This is a genomic window from Providencia sp. PROV033, assembly GCF_028484855.1.
Lineage (GTDB): Bacteria > Pseudomonadota > Gammaproteobacteria > Enterobacterales > Enterobacteriaceae > Providencia > Providencia alcalifaciens.
Genome location: NZ_JAMPSW010000044.1, coordinates 1 through 15,667, shown reverse-complemented (window position 1 = coordinate 15,667; position 15,667 = coordinate 1). Strand labels below are relative to the sequence as shown.

The 15,667-nt window shown below is 40.9% G+C and carries 15 protein-coding genes; 9 read left to right on the top strand and 6 right to left on the bottom strand.

Annotation, left to right across the window (positions count from 1 at the left end; all coding sequences use genetic code 11):
* Positions 1-26 precede the first annotated feature (26 nt).
* The 6 genes from murC (at position 27) to lpxC (ending at position 6,763) form a co-directional block, all read left to right on the top strand.
* Positions 27-1,490, top strand: a complete 1,464-nt coding sequence (gene murC / locus PSF16_RS09545; RefSeq protein WP_179897408.1) for a UDP-N-acetylmuramate--L-alanine ligase — start codon at positions 27-29, stop codon at positions 1,488-1,490.
* Between the two features lie 2 nt (positions 1,491-1,492).
* Positions 1,493-2,413 carry a D-alanine--D-alanine ligase gene (locus PSF16_RS09540; protein ID WP_036968218.1) on the top strand — a complete coding sequence of 307 codons (921 nt, stop codon included), beginning with the start codon at positions 1,493-1,495 and terminating at the stop codon, positions 2,411-2,413.
* 1 nt (position 2,414) lies between these two features.
* Positions 2,415-3,230 carry a cell division protein FtsQ gene (ftsQ, locus tag PSF16_RS09535; RefSeq protein WP_006660761.1) on the top strand — a complete coding sequence of 272 codons (816 nt, stop codon included), beginning with the start codon at positions 2,415-2,417 and terminating at the stop codon, positions 3,228-3,230.
* A 44-nt stretch (positions 3,231-3,274) separates the two neighbouring features.
* Positions 3,275-4,531, top strand: coding sequence for a cell division protein FtsA (gene ftsA, locus PSF16_RS09530; protein WP_006660762.1), 1,257 nt, complete (start codon positions 3,275-3,277; stop codon positions 4,529-4,531).
* Between the two features lie 57 nt (positions 4,532-4,588).
* Complete coding sequence (gene ftsZ / locus PSF16_RS09525) at positions 4,589-5,746, top strand: cell division protein FtsZ (protein ID WP_006660763.1); 1,158 nt, start codon at positions 4,589-4,591, stop codon at positions 5,744-5,746.
* Between the two features lie 99 nt (positions 5,747-5,845).
* A complete protein-coding gene (gene lpxC, locus PSF16_RS09520) occupies positions 5,846-6,763 on the top strand; it encodes a UDP-3-O-acyl-N-acetylglucosamine deacetylase (RefSeq protein WP_006660764.1) in 918 nt (305 codons plus the stop codon).
* Positions 6,764-6,799: 36 nt separating this feature from the next.
* Here lpxC and PSF16_RS09515 read toward each other — a convergent pair whose 3' ends face one another.
* Positions 6,800-7,321, bottom strand: coding sequence for a DUF721 domain-containing protein (locus PSF16_RS09515; protein WP_272689168.1), 522 nt, complete (start codon positions 7,319-7,321; stop codon positions 6,800-6,802).
* Between the two features lie 86 nt (positions 7,322-7,407).
* On the opposite strand from PSF16_RS09515, the gene secM reads away from it, so the two are divergent.
* The 3 genes from secM to mutT all read left to right on the top strand — a co-directional run bounded on the left by secM (position 7,408) and on the right by mutT (position 11,201).
* Positions 7,408-7,935: a secA translation cis-regulator SecM gene (gene secM, locus PSF16_RS09510; protein WP_006661162.1), complete on the top strand. Its 528-nt coding sequence runs from the start codon at positions 7,408-7,410 to the stop codon at positions 7,933-7,935.
* A gap of 95 nt (positions 7,936-8,030) precedes the next feature.
* Positions 8,031-10,742, top strand: a complete 2,712-nt coding sequence (gene secA, locus PSF16_RS09505) for a preprotein translocase subunit SecA (RefSeq protein WP_272689167.1) — start codon at positions 8,031-8,033, stop codon at positions 10,740-10,742.
* Between the two features lie 60 nt (positions 10,743-10,802).
* A complete protein-coding gene (gene mutT / locus PSF16_RS09500) occupies positions 10,803-11,201 on the top strand; it encodes an 8-oxo-dGTP diphosphatase MutT (protein ID WP_036968221.1) in 399 nt (132 codons plus the stop codon).
* Positions 11,202-11,297: 96 nt separating this feature from the next.
* Here the strand turns inward: mutT and yacG are convergent, their stop codons facing one another.
* The 5 genes from yacG to PSF16_RS09475 form a co-directional block, all read right to left on the bottom strand.
* On the bottom strand, positions 11,298-11,495 hold the full coding sequence (gene yacG / locus PSF16_RS09495; protein ID WP_006660769.1) for a DNA gyrase inhibitor YacG: 198 nt from the start codon (positions 11,493-11,495) through the stop codon (positions 11,298-11,300).
* A 15-nt stretch (positions 11,496-11,510) separates the two neighbouring features.
* Positions 11,511-12,269, bottom strand: coding sequence for a cell division protein ZapD (gene zapD / locus PSF16_RS09490; RefSeq protein WP_272689166.1), 759 nt, complete (start codon positions 12,267-12,269; stop codon positions 11,511-11,513).
* Positions 12,270-12,277: 8 nt separating this feature from the next.
* A complete protein-coding gene (coaE, locus tag PSF16_RS09485) occupies positions 12,278-12,883 on the bottom strand; it encodes a dephospho-CoA kinase (protein WP_006660771.1) in 606 nt (201 codons plus the stop codon).
* A 153-nt stretch (positions 12,884-13,036) separates the two neighbouring features.
* Complete coding sequence (locus PSF16_RS09480; RefSeq protein WP_272689165.1) at positions 13,037-14,221, bottom strand: type II secretion system F family protein; 1,185 nt, start codon at positions 14,219-14,221, stop codon at positions 13,037-13,039.
* Positions 14,222-14,226: 5 nt separating this feature from the next.
* On the bottom strand, positions 14,227-15,621 hold the full coding sequence (locus PSF16_RS09475; protein ID WP_006661166.1) for a GspE/PulE family protein: 1,395 nt from the start codon (positions 15,619-15,621) through the stop codon (positions 14,227-14,229).
* Between the last annotated feature and the right edge of the window lie 46 nt (positions 15,622-15,667).

Below are 15,667 nucleotides of genomic sequence, written 5' to 3'. Positions count from 1 at the left end.
AGAATTTACAGAGAAGCGGAAATACAGTGAATACACAACAGTTAGCGAAATTAAGAACATCAGTGCCAGAAATGCGTAGAGTACGGCACATTCATTTTGTCGGCATCGGCGGTGCTGGCATGGGTGGTATCGCTGAAGTGTTGGCTAACGAAGGTTATGAAATTAGTGGTTCAGATCTTGCCCCGAACGCAGTCACTCAGCAATTAACTGAATTGGGTGCAACGATTTATTTTAATCATCGCCCTGAAAATGTTGAAAATGCGAGTGTGGTTGTGGTTTCCACGGCGATTTCTGCTGAGAACCCAGAAATTCAAGCTGCTAAAGAATTACGTATTCCGGTCATCCGTCGTGCAGAGATGCTCGCTGAATTAATGCGTTACCGTCACGGTATTGCAGTCGCAGGCACTCACGGTAAAACGACCACAACGGCGATGATTTCTGGAATCTATGCACAAGCTGGTTTAGACCCAACATTTGTTAATGGTGGACTCGTTAAATCAGCGGGGACTCATGCACGTTTAGGTAGCAGTCGCTACTTAATTGCGGAAGCGGATGAAAGTGATGCTTCTTTCTTGCATTTACAGCCATTAGTTGCTGTTGTGACAAATATTGAAGCTGATCATATGGATACCTATCAGGGTAATTTTGAAAACCTGACAGATACATTCATTAATTTCCTGCATAACTTGCCATTTTATGGTCGTGCAGTCATGTGTATCGATGATCCTGTTATTCGCGCATTATTACCTAAAATTGGTCGTTACATTACGACTTATGGCTTTAGTGAAGACGCTGATGTACGAATCACTAAATACGAGCAAAAAGGGAATCAAGGTTTCTTCACCATTGCGCGTGAAGGAATGCCTGAGCTGACTGTTGTTCTGAATGCACCGGGACGTCACAATGCGCTCAATGCTACTGCCGCGGTTGCGGTGGCAACCGAAGAGGGTATCGATGATCTACACATTCTGTCTGCACTGGTTGAATTCCAAGGCACAGGTCGCCGCTTTGATTTCTTAGGTAATTATGCGTTGCGTAATGTGAATGGGAAAGAAGGCGACGTGATGCTAGTTGATGACTATGGTCATCACCCAACTGAAGTCGATGCCACCATTAAAGCAGCGCGAGCTGGCTGGCCAGATAAGCGTATCGTCATGGTATTCCAGCCACACCGTTATACACGAACTCGTGACCTATATGATGACTTTGCGAATGTCTTGGGACAGGTTGATGTCCTACTGATGCTGGAAGTTTATTCTGCGGGTGAGAAGCCTGTACCGGGAGCTGATAGCCGTTCATTGTGCCGTACAATTCGCAGTCGTGGGCAGGTTGACCCAATTTTTGTTGCAGAACCAGAACAAGTTTCACATATGCTGGCTCAAGTTCTTGATGATAACGACTTAATTTTAGTTCAAGGCGCAGGAAATATTGGTAAAATAGCCAAAAACCTAGCAGAAACGAAGTTACAACCACCAATGGTTGAGGAATAAGCATGACAGAAAAAATTGCGGTTCTATTTGGAGGCACATCCGCTGAACGTGAAGTTTCACTTCAGTCAGGTAATGCGGTCTTGGCGGGATTACGTCAAGCAGGCATTGATGCCCATCCAATTGACACCCAAGATTTTCCTGTTGTGACATTAAAAGAAGCTGGTTTTGATAAAGCGTTTATTGCCTTGCATGGTCGTGGCGGAGAAGACGGAACGATACAAGGCATGCTTGAGTTTATGGGGCTTCCATACACAGGTAGTGGCGTTATGGCATCTGCGCTGAGTATGGATAAGCTGCGCACCAAACAACTCTGGCAAGGTGCGGGTCTAAGTGTTTCTCCATATATTTCACTTAACAGGCAGAAATATACTAATATTAAAAAAGAGCAACTAGCTCAGCAAGTTAAGCACTTAGGATTGCCGTTAATCGTTAAGCCGAGTTTGGAAGGTTCCAGTGTTGGAATGAGTAAAGTGGATTCTCTGGATGCATTACCAGAAGCCATTGAGTTAGCCTTCCAATTTGACGATACGTTATTGATTGAAAAGTGGTTAAGTGGTCCAGAGTATACGGTGGCAGTATTAGGTGATGAAGTTCTACCTTCTATCCGTATTCAACCACCGGGTATTTTTTATGACTATGAAGCAAAATATCTGTCCGATGAGACTCAATATTTCTGCCCAAGTGGATTAACGAATGACCTCGAGGCAAAACTTGCGGATATGGCGATGAAAGCTTATCAGGCAGTGGGTTGCCGTGGTTGGGGGCGCGTTGATGTGATGCAAGATAGTGATGGCGAATTCTATTTACTTGAAGTTAATACTTCACCGGGAATGACCAGTCACAGTTTAGTCCCAATGGCTGCGCGTCAAGCGGGTATGGATTTTTCGCAGTTAGTGGTACGAATTTTGGAATTGGCTAGTTAATATGTCACAGGCAGCGTTAAACGTAAGGCACCATAATCATAATAGCGGTCAGCAAGATGAAGACCCGCGCTCAAGACCCAGCAATGGGGCGTTTTTGAGCGGATTGATTTTCTTCCTCATGGTTGTCGGCACCATTGTATGGAGCGGCTGGACTGTGATGAACTGGATGAAGGATGCCGATAGGCTGCCTATGTCCAAACTGATATTGACTGGAGAACGCAATTACACCACAAACGACGATGTTCGAAAGGCGATTTTATCATTAGGTCAGCCAGGAACATTTATGACGGTGGATGTTAATGCAATTCAGAATCAAATCAGCATGATGCCTTGGATCCGACAAGTTACTGTGCGCAAACAGTGGCCAGATGAATTAAAAATCCATATTGCGGAATATAAGCCTTACGCAAGATGGAATGACCAAAATATGGTCGATCAAGAAGGGCGCGTTTTTACCCTTCCTCCTAGCCAAAATGGTAAAGGTGATTATGTGATGCTGTATGGTCCGCAAGGTAGCCAAACAGAAGTTTTGAAAGAATTTGCTGTGTTAAGTGGTATTTTGGCTAAAAATAACTTGAAACTAAAATCCGTTTCTATGACAGCGCGCCATGCATGGCAGATTATTTTAGATAATGATGTAAGAGTCGAACTTGGGAAAAAAGATGTGTTAGAGCGGTTAAACCGTTTTCTCGAGCTTTATCCGCTTTTACAGCAAACGACTGATAAGCGCGTCGATTATGTCGACTTGCGTTATACCAGTGGAGCAGCGGTGGGGTGGGCGCCTCTATTAGTTGACGCACCGCAAGGCTTCCAATAAGACAAATTGCTAAAAACTCAAATTAGGCAAATAGGCAGAAGCAAATGATTAAAGCAACGGACAGAAAATTAGTGGTAGGCCTTGAAATTGGAACTTCCAAGGTGTCGGCCCTTGTAGGTGAAATTCTGCCCGATGGTATGGTTAATATTATTGGGGTGGGAAGCTGTCCATCTCGCGGAATGGACAAAGGTGGCGTTAACGACCTTGAGTCGGTTGTTAAATGCGTCCAAAGAGCGATTGACCAAGCTGAATTAATGGCAGATTGCCAAATCTCTTCTGTTTACCTGGCATTATCAGGTAAACATGTGAGTTGCCAAAATGAAATTGGTATGGTGCCAATTTCAGAAGAAGAAGTGACCCAAGAAGATGTTGATAGTGTGGTTCATACGGCAAAATCTGTCCGAGTTAAAGACGAACACCGAATTCTGCATGTTATCCCGCAAGAATTTGCAATTGACTACCAAGAAGGTATTAAAAACCCAGTCGGTCTTTCGGGTGTTCGTATGCAAGCTAAAGTTCATCTAATCACTTGCCATAACGATATGGCGAAGAATATCGTGAAAGCAGTTGAGCGTTGCGGGTTAAAAGTTGACCAGCTTATTTTTGCCGGTCTAGCAGCAAGCTACAGTGTCCTCACAGAAGATGAACGCGAATTAGGTGTCTGTGTTGTTGATGTCGGCGGTGGCACAATGGACATGGCGGTTTATACGGGTGGTGCTTTGCGTCATACCAAAGTGATCCCATACGCAGGAAATGTGGTTACAAGCGATATCGCTTACGCTTTTGGAACACCTCCAACGGATGCAGAAGCGATTAAAGTACGTCACGGCTGTGCAGTCGGTTCGATTGTGAGTAAAGATGAAACGGTGGAAGTGCCGAGTGTAGGCGGTCGTCCTCCAAGAAGTTTACAGCGTCAAACCTTAGCAGAAGTGATTGAGCCACGGTATACTGAGCTGTTAAATTTAGTCAATGAAGAAATTTTAAATTTACAGGAACAGTTACGCCTGCAAGGTGTCAAACACCACTTAGCGGCTGGGATAGTTTTGACGGGTGGTGCAGCACAGATTGATGGGCTAGTTGAATGCGCTCAAAAAGTGTTTCATACGCAAGTCAGAATTGGAACCCCACTTAATATAACAGGATTAACGGATTATGCTCAGGAGCCATACTATTCCACAGCGGTAGGGCTTCTGCATTACGGTAAAGAAAGCCATCTTGGCGATGATACCGAAACGGAAAAACGTGCTTCAGTTAGCGGGTGGTTTAGTAAGCTCACCAGCTGGTTGAGAAAAGAATTTTAATTTTTATTTAGAAGCATATTATTAGCTTCAATAGTAAGCACAAAACGGAGAGACATTATGTTTGAACCAATGGAGCTAACCAACGATGCGGTGATTAAAGTCATCGGCGTTGGCGGCGGCGGCGGAAATGCCGTTGAACACATGGTACGCGAGCGCATCGAAGGTGTTGAGTTCTTTGCTGTCAACACTGATGCACAAGCTTTGCGTAAAACCGCAGTCGGACAAACCATTCAGATCGGTACAGGTATTACGAAAGGTCTGGGGGCGGGGGCAAACCCTGAAGTTGGTCGTAACGCGGCGGAAGAAGACCGTGAAGCACTGCGCAATGCTCTTGATGGCGCAGATATGGTGTTTATCGCAGCGGGTATGGGCGGTGGTACCGGTACTGGTGCGGCTCCAGTTGTTGCTGAAGTTGCTAAAGAATTAGGTATCCTGACTGTTGCTGTTGTGACTAAGCCATTCAACTTTGAAGGCAAAAAGCGCATGGCATTCGCGGAAGCGGGTATCACTGAGCTGTCTAAACATGTTGACTCGCTGATCACTATCCCTAACGACAAACTACTGAAAGTACTTGGTCGTGGTATCTCTTTGCTGGATGCTTTTGGTGCGGCAAATGACGTATTAAAAGGTGCAGTTCAAGGTATCGCTGAACTGATCACTCGTCCAGGTTTAATGAACGTGGACTTTGCTGACGTGCGTACAGTAATGTCAGAAATGGGTTATGCGATGATGGGTTCAGGTGTGGCTCGTGGCGAAGATAGAGCGGAAGAAGCAGCTGAAATGGCTATTTCTAGTCCTCTTCTGGAAGACATCGACCTGTCAGGTGCGCGTGGTGTTCTGGTCAACATTACTGCTGGTTTCGACCTGCGCTTGGATGAGTTTGAAACAGTGGGTAACACCATTCGTGCATTCGCATCGGATAATGCGACTGTCGTAATCGGTACTTCTTTAGACCCAGAAATGCACGAAGAATTGCGTGTGACTGTTGTTGCTACAGGTATTGGCATGGACAAACGTCCAGAAATTACTTTAGTGAGCAATAAAATGTCTCAGCAAACTTCTATGGAGCAGCGCTATCAGCAAATGCAAAATAGCATGTCTTCATTAAATGATGAAAAACCAGCTGCAAAAGCCGTTAACGACCAAAATACGCAAGCAAATAAAGAGCCGGATTATTTAGATATCCCAGCTTTCTTGCGTAAACAGGCCGATTAATTTTTAATTATATTGGTTTTTCCGCTTTTTGTGCTAAAATTTTCTACTGGTTATCAATTAAGATAGCCAGTAGGACTTATAACATTGCGAGAAAATACGATGATCAAACAACGGACACTTAAACGTATTATTAAAGCGACTGGTGTTGGTTTACATACCGGCAAGAAAGTTACGCTTACTTTACGTCCGGCACCGGCCAATACCGGGGTCATCTACCGTCGTACTGACCTTAATCCACCGGTAGATTTTCCGGCAGATGCGAAATCAGTTCGCGATACTATGTTATGTACTTGCTTAGTCAACGAAGATAACGTACGTATTTCAACTGTTGAGCATTTGAATGCTGCTTTAGCAGGGTTAGGTATCGATAACATTGTTATTGAAGTCAATGCGCCTGAAATCCCGATTATGGATGGCAGTGCTGCACCGTTTGTTTTCTTACTGCTCGATGGCGGTATTGAAGAATTAAATTGTGCGAAGAAATTCTTACGCATTAAAGAAACTGTACGTGTTGAAGATGGTGATAAGTGGGCGGAAATGTCCCCATACAATGGCTTTAGCCTTGATTTCACTATTGATTTTCAACACCCTGCAATTGATAGCAGCACGCAACGCTATGCAATGGATTTCTCAGCGGAATCTTTTGTAAACCAAATTAGCCGCGCGCGTACATTTGGTTTCATGCGTGACATTGAATATCTGCAATCGAAAGGCCTATGCTTAGGCGGTAGTTTTGACTGTGCTATCGTCGTTGATGACTACAAAGTTCTCAACGAAGATGGTTTACGCTTTGAAGATGAATTCGTTCGTCACAAAATGCTTGATGCAATTGGTGACTTATTCATGTGTGGACATAACATTATTGGTGCATTCACTGCATTTAAATCAGGTCACGCATTGAATAATAAACTATTGCAAGCGGTTCTCGCTAAAGAGTCTGCTTGGGATTTAGTGACCTTTGAAGACGAAGCTGAATTACCTCTGGCATTCAAAGCGCCTTCGACTGTATTCGCATAATAGTTTCTATTATGCGGCTATCTCTGCTAGTCAGAGCTAGCCTTTTCTGTTGGTTGCATTAGTACTCTCTCCGGCTAATGCAGCCAGCCGCTCAAATCTCTCTTTTAATCCTTTCGGACTCTTTTCTGCTAATCTTAATAACTGCTCAGCAGTTTGTGTACTAATCTGTCTTTGATTACGATTTTCCTTTTGATTCACTGATTGCTTATTCAATGAGCTATTTTGCTTAGATTTTCGTATAAGATCGGGGTTGATTCTGATGTCGATGGAAGATAAAGATGGTAGAATAGACGACCTTAATGCAGAAGTAAGATTCATTTTCTCGTAATTAAGGCGGGTCATCCAACTGGCATTAGCCACTTCGATAACCATAATGTTATTACGGTAGTTTGCCACTCGACACATGGGTTTAATTTCTGCTGGCAGCAAACTTTTTACAACACGATTCAATTTTAGAATAGCTTTTGCATTTCGCTGAATAGTTTGTAAAGTGTTTGATGTTTTCGCCAGAGACTCTTCGAGAACATCGAAAAGTGCTTGTGGATGACTATCTCTCATTGTGAACTCTCATTTTACGCGATTGCTAAAGATGTCAGAACATAATTGGGAATCATACTTTAATCTATAAATTATATAAGAGTTTGATGGGCATTTTAAATTTTTGGCGACATTTAGGTAGACGATACTTTTGGTCCCACCTGTTATTAGGTGTTGTGGCTACGGGTGTTGGCTTGCCTACAATTTTAAATGCCTTATCAGAATCCCAGCAAACTTTAATCAATTCTGCGCCAGCAAATCGACAAAGCCAAGCTGTCAATGCATTCGATAATTTATTCGCTCAGCAGAATTCTCAGCGTTCTTCATCCTCATCCTCTTATTCTGTCAATTACTGGCAGCAGCATGCGGTACGTAATGTTATCCGCCAGCTGACTTTTGCTTTTTCTGCAACTGAAGATGAAGGTACCGATAAAAGCAAGTTACAAAAAGAACCTTTATTTGCCCCTCAGTTAATGCTGGATACGTTGTATGCCATGCTGGCTCAACGATCACTTCAATGGGATGTGGCAACCACTCAAGCGAGTGAATACATCTACCCCCTCTTTACTGTTTATCAGCCCGCGATTTGGGTTGCTCAGGTACATGGCATTCGGGCTGGACCCTTTTTCGCCTAAATTCATTTAACGATGTAAAGCCTGCTATTGGGACGCTTTTCATCGTGTCAAAAATCACTGATTCAAATAATTAATTGATTTACCTGAGAAAAAATATGTTAACTAAACTATTAACCAAAGTATTTGGTAGCCGTAATGACCGTACTCTGCGCCGTCTGCGTAAAGAAGTGGAAAAAATTAACCAGCTAGAGCCGGAGTTTGAGAAATTATCGGATGACGAGCTGAAAGCCAAAACCGCAGAATTTCGTGAGCGTTTAAAGCAAGGCGAAAGCATTGAAAATATGATCCCTGAAGCGTTTGCGACAGTGCGTGAAGCAAGTAAACGTGTATTCGGTATGCGTCATTTCGACGTTCAGTTAATCGGTGGTATGGTTCTGAACGAACGTTGCATCGCAGAAATGCGTACAGGTGAAGGTAAAACACTGACTGCAACGCTGCCAGCATACATTAACGCATTATCAGGCAAAGGGGTTCACGTTGTTACCGTGAACGACTACTTAGCAAAACGTGATGCGGAAAATAACCGTCCATTATTCGAATTTTTAGGGTTAACGGTTGGTATTAACTTACCGGGTATGGCTCCGCCTGCAAAACGTCAAGCATATGCGGAAGACATTACTTACGGTACTAACAACGAATTTGGTTTTGACTATTTACGTGACAACATGGCATTTAGCCCAGAAGATCGCGTTCAACGTAAACTGCATTACGCATTAGTGGATGAGGTGGACTCTATCCTTATCGATGAAGCGCGTACGCCACTGATCATTTCAGGTCCAGCGGAAGATAGCTCTGATCTGTACATCAAAGTGGACAAACTGATCCCGAAACTCGTTCGCCAAGAAAAAGAAGACTCAGACACTTTCCAAGGTGAAGGTCACTTCTCGGTTGATGAAAAATCTCGTCAGGTAACAATTACAGAGCGCGGTCTGGTTCTGGTTGAAGAATTACTGGCAAAAGCTGGTTTAATGGATGAAGGCGAGTCGCTTTATTCACCATCAAACATTATGCTGATGCACCACGTCATGGCAGGTTTACGTGCACATGCACTGTTTACTCGTGATGTTGACTATATTGTTAAAGATAACCAAGTCATTATTGTCGACGAACATACTGGTCGTACAATGGAAGGGCGTCGTTGGTCTGATGGTCTGCACCAAGCTGTTGAAGCAAAAGAAGGTGTTGAAATTCATAATGAAAACCAAACATTGGCATCTATCACTTTCCAGAACTATTTCCGCTTATACGAAAAATTAGCGGGTATGACGGGTACAGCAGATACCGAAGCATTCGAATTTAGCTCTATCTATAAACTGGATACGATTGTTATCCCAACTAACCGTCCAATGGTTCGTAAGGATATGCCTGATTTAGTCTATATGACTGAAGCCGACAAATTTGAAGCAATTATTGAAGATATTCGTGATAAAACGTCCAAAGGTCAGCCAGTTCTGGTCGGTACCATTTCGATTGAAAAATCTGAATTAATTTCTCATGCGCTGACTAAAGCAAAAATTGCTCATAACGTATTGAATGCGAAATTTCACGCAATGGAAGCTGATATTATCGCTAATGCGGGGCAAAAAAGCGCCGTAACCATCGCAACTAACATGGCGGGGCGTGGTACCGATATTATGTTAGGGGGAAGCTGGCAGTCAGAAGTGGCTGCGTTAGAGAACCCAACGCAAGAACAAATTGATGAAATCAAAGCGAACTGGAAAATTCGTCACGATGAAGTTTTAGCGGCTGGCGGTTTACATATCATCGGTACTGAGCGTCATGAATCTCGCCGTATCGATAACCAGTTACGTGGTCGTGCGGGACGCCAAGGTGATGCTGGTTCATCACGTTTCTATCTGTCAATGGAAGATGCTTTAATGCGTATCTTCGCATCAGACCGTGTAACGGGCATGATGAAAAAACTGGGTATGAAACCTGGTGAAGCCATTGAACATCCATGGGTTACTAAAGCGATCGCGAATGCACAACGTAAAGTTGAAAGCCGTAACTTTGATATTCGTAAACAGTTACTTGAGTATGATGATGTAGCAAGTGACCAACGCCGCGCTATTTATGCTCAGCGTAATGAGCTGCTGGATGGTGGCGATATCAAAGAAACCGTAGATAGCATTCGTGAAGATGTGTTTACCACCATTATCGATGCATATATTCCACCTCAATCTCTGGAAGAGATGTGGGATATTGACGGTTTACAGAAACGTTTAGTTAATGACTTTGACCTCGACTTACCAATTCAAGAGTGGTTGGATAAAGAACCTGAACTTCATGAGGAAACGTTACGTGAACGTATCATGGAAAAAGCAGTGGAAATTTACCAACGTAAAGAAGAGATTGTTGGTGCTGAGGCGATGCGTAATTTTGAAAAAGGCGTTATGTTACAGACGCTGGATACACTGTGGAAAGAGCACTTAGCTTCTATGGATTATTTACGTCAAGGTATTCACTTACGTGGATATGCGCAAAAAGATCCAAAACAAGAATACAAGCGTGAATCTTTCAGTATGTTTGCAAACATGTTGGAAGCACTGAAATATGAAGTGATCAGTACTCTGTCAAAAGTTCAGGTGCGCTTACCTGAAGAAGTTGAAGCATTAGAACAACAACGTCGTGAAGAAGCAGAGCGCTTGGCTAAGAAGCAGCATTTAAGCCATGAAGCAGAAGCTGAATCGTTAATGACTGAAACAGAAGCGAAAATTGCAACTCAAGGTCATAAAATTGGTCGTAATGATCCATGCCCTTGTGGTTCTGGTAAAAAATACAAACAGTGCCATGGCCGTTTGAATTAATGTAAAGTTTGATAACTAATAAATAAAGGCGGGGAAACCCGCCTTTTTAATGACGAAATTATGGAAAAAAAACATCTGCATATTGCCGCTGGGATCATTCGTAATTCTCAGCAACATATTTTTATTACTCAGCGCCCTGAGGGTACTCATATGGCGGGGTTCTGGGAATTCCCTGGCGGAAAGCTAGAAAAAGGAGAGCATCCAAAGGATGCATTAATTCGTGAACTAGAGGAAGAAGTTGGTATTGCAGTCACTGACTGTCATTTATTCCATCAAGTTGATCATGAATTTGAAGATAGATTTATCACCCTTTACTTTTTTATGGTTTCAGACTGGGAAAATGAACCGTATGGAAAAGAGGGGCAAAAATCACGTTGGATTAAACAACACGACTTAATAGCGGAAGATTTTCCACTCGCTAACCGCGTGATTGTAGATATGCTGACAAAAAAGGTTTAACACAATCTTTAATGCTATTCTGTTAAGGGAGTACTAAGAATAGAGATGAAAATAGCCTAATGATGGCTATTTTCACTGTTAATCTAGAAAATAAAGTTAGTACTCTGGCGGTTCGCTCCAGCTTTCACTGTCTGAAATATCACCTTGGCTTTCAATGCGTTTATCTTCGGTTGCCCATTCACCTAAATCAATAAGTTGGCAGCGTTTACTGCAAAATGGACGGAAGGGACTCGATTCATTCCACACAACAATTTTTTGGCAGGTAGGGCAATTGACTTCAATAATTTCACTCATACATCGACTCTCAAACTAACAACAGGCTAACTGAAAACGAATGACGTCTGGCAGTATACCATTCTCGCTATCGATATGAAGAAAACGTAAGGCAAAACGAGTTTTATGCCCTGAAATTTGTGGATATATCAAATTATCTGGAGCTAGCCGAATACGTAAAAGTTCTTTTCCTTCAACACTACCTTGGTAAAAGCCATTATGAGATTCAGCGGCTTCAAAGCTTCCGTTTTGGCGAATAAGCAGTAGGACAGTTTCTAAGGCCTCTTGTAAAGGGGCTAAACTATTTAGCCAGCTTTTGATTTCGTTATCTCTATCTGCTTGAGGCATATTGAGCCATAGTTGTAGGGTAGGTAAATCAAAGCTACAGCAACCACCAGGAATACTGAGGCGCTGACGAACCATACTAATGATTTTATCATTACGCAGTTGATGACCAAATCTAGGAGCAGACATCAAACTACTTATTTTCGGAGTTAATTCATTCAGAAATGAAGTGATTAATGTTTTATCAACATTTGGTGAGTCTATCCAGTTAAGTAGTCGATTTTTTTGTTTTTCTAGCTCTTTGATAAGGTCAGAGCGAACCTCACCTCTATCTAGAATTTCAATTAATTCAGATACTGAGCGAAAAAAAGCAATTCCTGAAGAGTATGAGGTAATGTTGCTCTGCTCATAGATTTGCATTAATAACGTTTCAAGGCGCAACCAAGAACGAATTTTTTCATTCATTGGATATTCATAAGTAACCAAAGTTGTCTCGATGTGTTCGCTCATACTCATTCCTATTCTTTTTGTGCTGCAAGTGCTAGGTATTGTTTGTGTAGTTCAACAACTTTATTTGGTATATCGGCATCATTAGTATGATTGGTGATAATATCATCAGCATATGAGAGTCTTTCTTCTCTAGATGCCTGTGCATCTAATATGTGAATAACATGCTCACGGTCTGCGTTATCGCGTTGAATTGTTCTTTCTATCTGCTCTTCTCGAGTGACGTCAACGACAAGAACACGATCCGCTAAATGCGTAATCTTATTTTCAACAAGTAAGGGAACAACCCATAAAACATAAGGATAGTTAGCCTGCTGAAGTTGTTTTTGCGTTTCTTGTTGTATCAAAGGGTGAAGAAGAGCATTTAACCACATTTTTTCTTCTGGCTTTGAAAACACGACGGTTCGCAAATAACCCCTATTTAAAGAGCCATCATGATTTATTACATTTTGACCAAAATGCTGTGCAATACTCATGATCGCAGGGGTATTCGGTTCAACAACTTGGCGGGCAATAACATCAGCATCAACTAGTGGAACTCCTAGCTTAGCAAACTCGTTGGCAACCGTTGTTTTACCACTTCCTATTCCCCCTGTGAGGGCAACAATATAAGACATAAAAATTCTTTAATTCACTGGAAATAAGTCAGATTACACTGAAAGTTTTAATTTGTCTTTATACAATTTAAGCAAGCTATGATGTTATGGATATAACTGTGACTTCAAACAGTTTTTACTATCTAAATTTAACTGTTTTCTTTGGATGCATAGTTAAGCACCCGAAATTACCGAGCCTAAATTAAATATGGGTAAGTACATTGCAAACATAATTAAGCAGACAACTATTGCTATAAATAAAAGTAAAATAGGCTCAAGGTTTTTGAGTTGCTGTTCTGTAATAGTTTCATATTGCTGTGTGTAATACTTAAATAAATATAATGTAAAGTATTCTAGTTTTCCTGACTCTTCAGCAAGAGAAATGAGTTGAATGGCTAAGTCAGGGAATAAATGTGTATTTTTCATTGCATCTGATAATGAGCTACCTTTAAGAACAGAGTAACATATTTCATTACATTCTTTATTATACTGGCTATGTTTAATAATTCTTGCTGAGCAATCAAGACATTCAGATAGGGACAGTCCTGATTTTAAGGTTGAGGAAAGAGTCAGAAAATACAGGTTCAAGCTCTTCATTCGGATGATGTTCTTAATATAGGGTAAAAAATCCATTAAAAACCCCAACCTATTCGATATAGAAGATTTATATCTTATACCTATGAATATAGTAGGAAATAGAATTGCTAAGATTTCTCTCGTATTATCAATAATAGAGTTGGATATTAAGAGAACGGCTTTTGTTATAGCAGGCAGTTCTTGTTGAAAGTTCTCATAAATCTCAGCAAATTGAGGAATGACAAAAATCAACATAATAATCAGTAACAAGCTGGAAAAACCTATCAAGGTAATTGGATAACGTAAGGCTTTTTTGATTAAAATTGATGTTTTTTGATTATTTTCAAGCATATTTTTAATGATTAAAAAGCTTTCATCATATTTTCCGGTTTTTTCAGCAATCCTAATTAAGCTAATAATGGTTGGATTGAAAATATGAGGGTGTTTTTTAAAATTTATAATAAAATTATTTCCTTTTTCTAGGTCGCTAATCGTATGATTAATAATATCTCGCCAAAAAGGTAGGTGGCAATTGAGTTGAAGCAATTGAAAGCACTTTAGTAAACTAATTCCTGATGAGGATAGAATGTTAAGTTGATGAAAAAAGTGAATTCTATAATTCAAATTTTCCGCATCAAAAATAAAAATAGATTTTAATTTTATTGATATGGGTGTTTGCCCTCGATTAATGATTTCTAAAAATGCTTGTTTTTTACTTTTTGCAATTAAGCTGTCAGCTACATAATAATTATTGTTTAATGAGGTGTAACTATAAATGAACATTGAATTTATCTCCCTTGCCCGATAGTAGAGTAGATTTCTTGTAATGTTGTTTCCCCTAAATCAACGTGCTCAAGGCTTGTTTGAAATAAGCTTTTGAAATTATCTGGAACTTTATTGCCTTCTTTAAAGATGAAATCGAGCTGCGTTTGCTCGAGATATTCATAGATTGCAGCACGTCCCATGAACCCAGAAAAGCAGTGTTCACAACCAGTTGAGTGATATTCATTAATACTCTTGGACTGATTTATTTGAGCGGTTGTCGGTGTTTCTTGTTTGCAATAGGTGCAAAGTTTCCTTACTAGGCGTTGAGCGATAACCATTTTTAAACAAGATTGGAGCTGATTCTTGTCGACACCGAGCTGTGCCATACGAGTAATGGCACTCATGGTGCAGTTGGTGTGAAGTGTTGATAGTACAAGGTGACCAGTTTGCGCCGCTCGAGTTGCTATCTGGGCGGTTTCCTCATCACGAATTTCCCCAATCATAATAACATCAGGGTCTTGTCGTAGTAGTGCTCGCAGGATAAACGCAAAAGTAAGTGAATATTTTTCGTTTACTTGTGTTTGGTTTATTCCCCCAAGAGGGATCTCAATAGGATCTTCAATCGTTGATATATTTCTTGACGTTTTATTTAGATACTCAAGCGCGCTGTAGAGTGTGACAGTTTTGCCACTACCTGTGGGACCGGTGACTAAAATTAACCCCTGCGGTTTTTGTAGTGTGTTTTTGAGGTCAGATAATAAGGATGAACACATTCCAATCTGTTCAATAGAGTATTTCAATTGAGTGTTGAGTAATCTAAGAACTAATTTTTCACCGTGGATAGTTGGCATACTAGAGAGGCGAATACTAAAGTTTTTCCGTTCAAAATTCCAATTCATTTGACCATCCTGTGGAATTCTTTTTTCCGCAATATTCATTTTTGATAAAATTTTTATTCTAGCAATAACTTCATTGTTTATTTCATGAGGTGGGGAAGGAAAGATATAGAGCTTACCATCAACCCTAAGGCGGATTTTTAAATTATGTTTTGTCGGTTCAAGATGAATATCGGAAGCGCGTTTTCTCACCGCCATTTTTAATAAATCTTCGACAAAATCAACCGCAGGCGATACCACATTGACAGATTCAGTGGAATTGGTCTGATATGCATTTTCATCTTCATTAATTTCTAAAATATGGCGATTGAAATAATGGTCAATTTTTTCTTTTGCCCAGATTTCATAACAGACGGGTACGCTGGCAATGAAACGTAAAGTAGACAGTAAATTATCATTTGGTTTTTCTATTGTAGCGATGGATAGTCTTTTTTCATTGTAATCAATAATGACAATGTAGTTTTTATCACAAAGCACTTTTAGCTCTTTGAAAATGTAATGGCTTTCCCTAGATGAGCGCATATTAATCCCTTATTAAAAGTTCAGTGTTTTTTCACACAATTTTTTT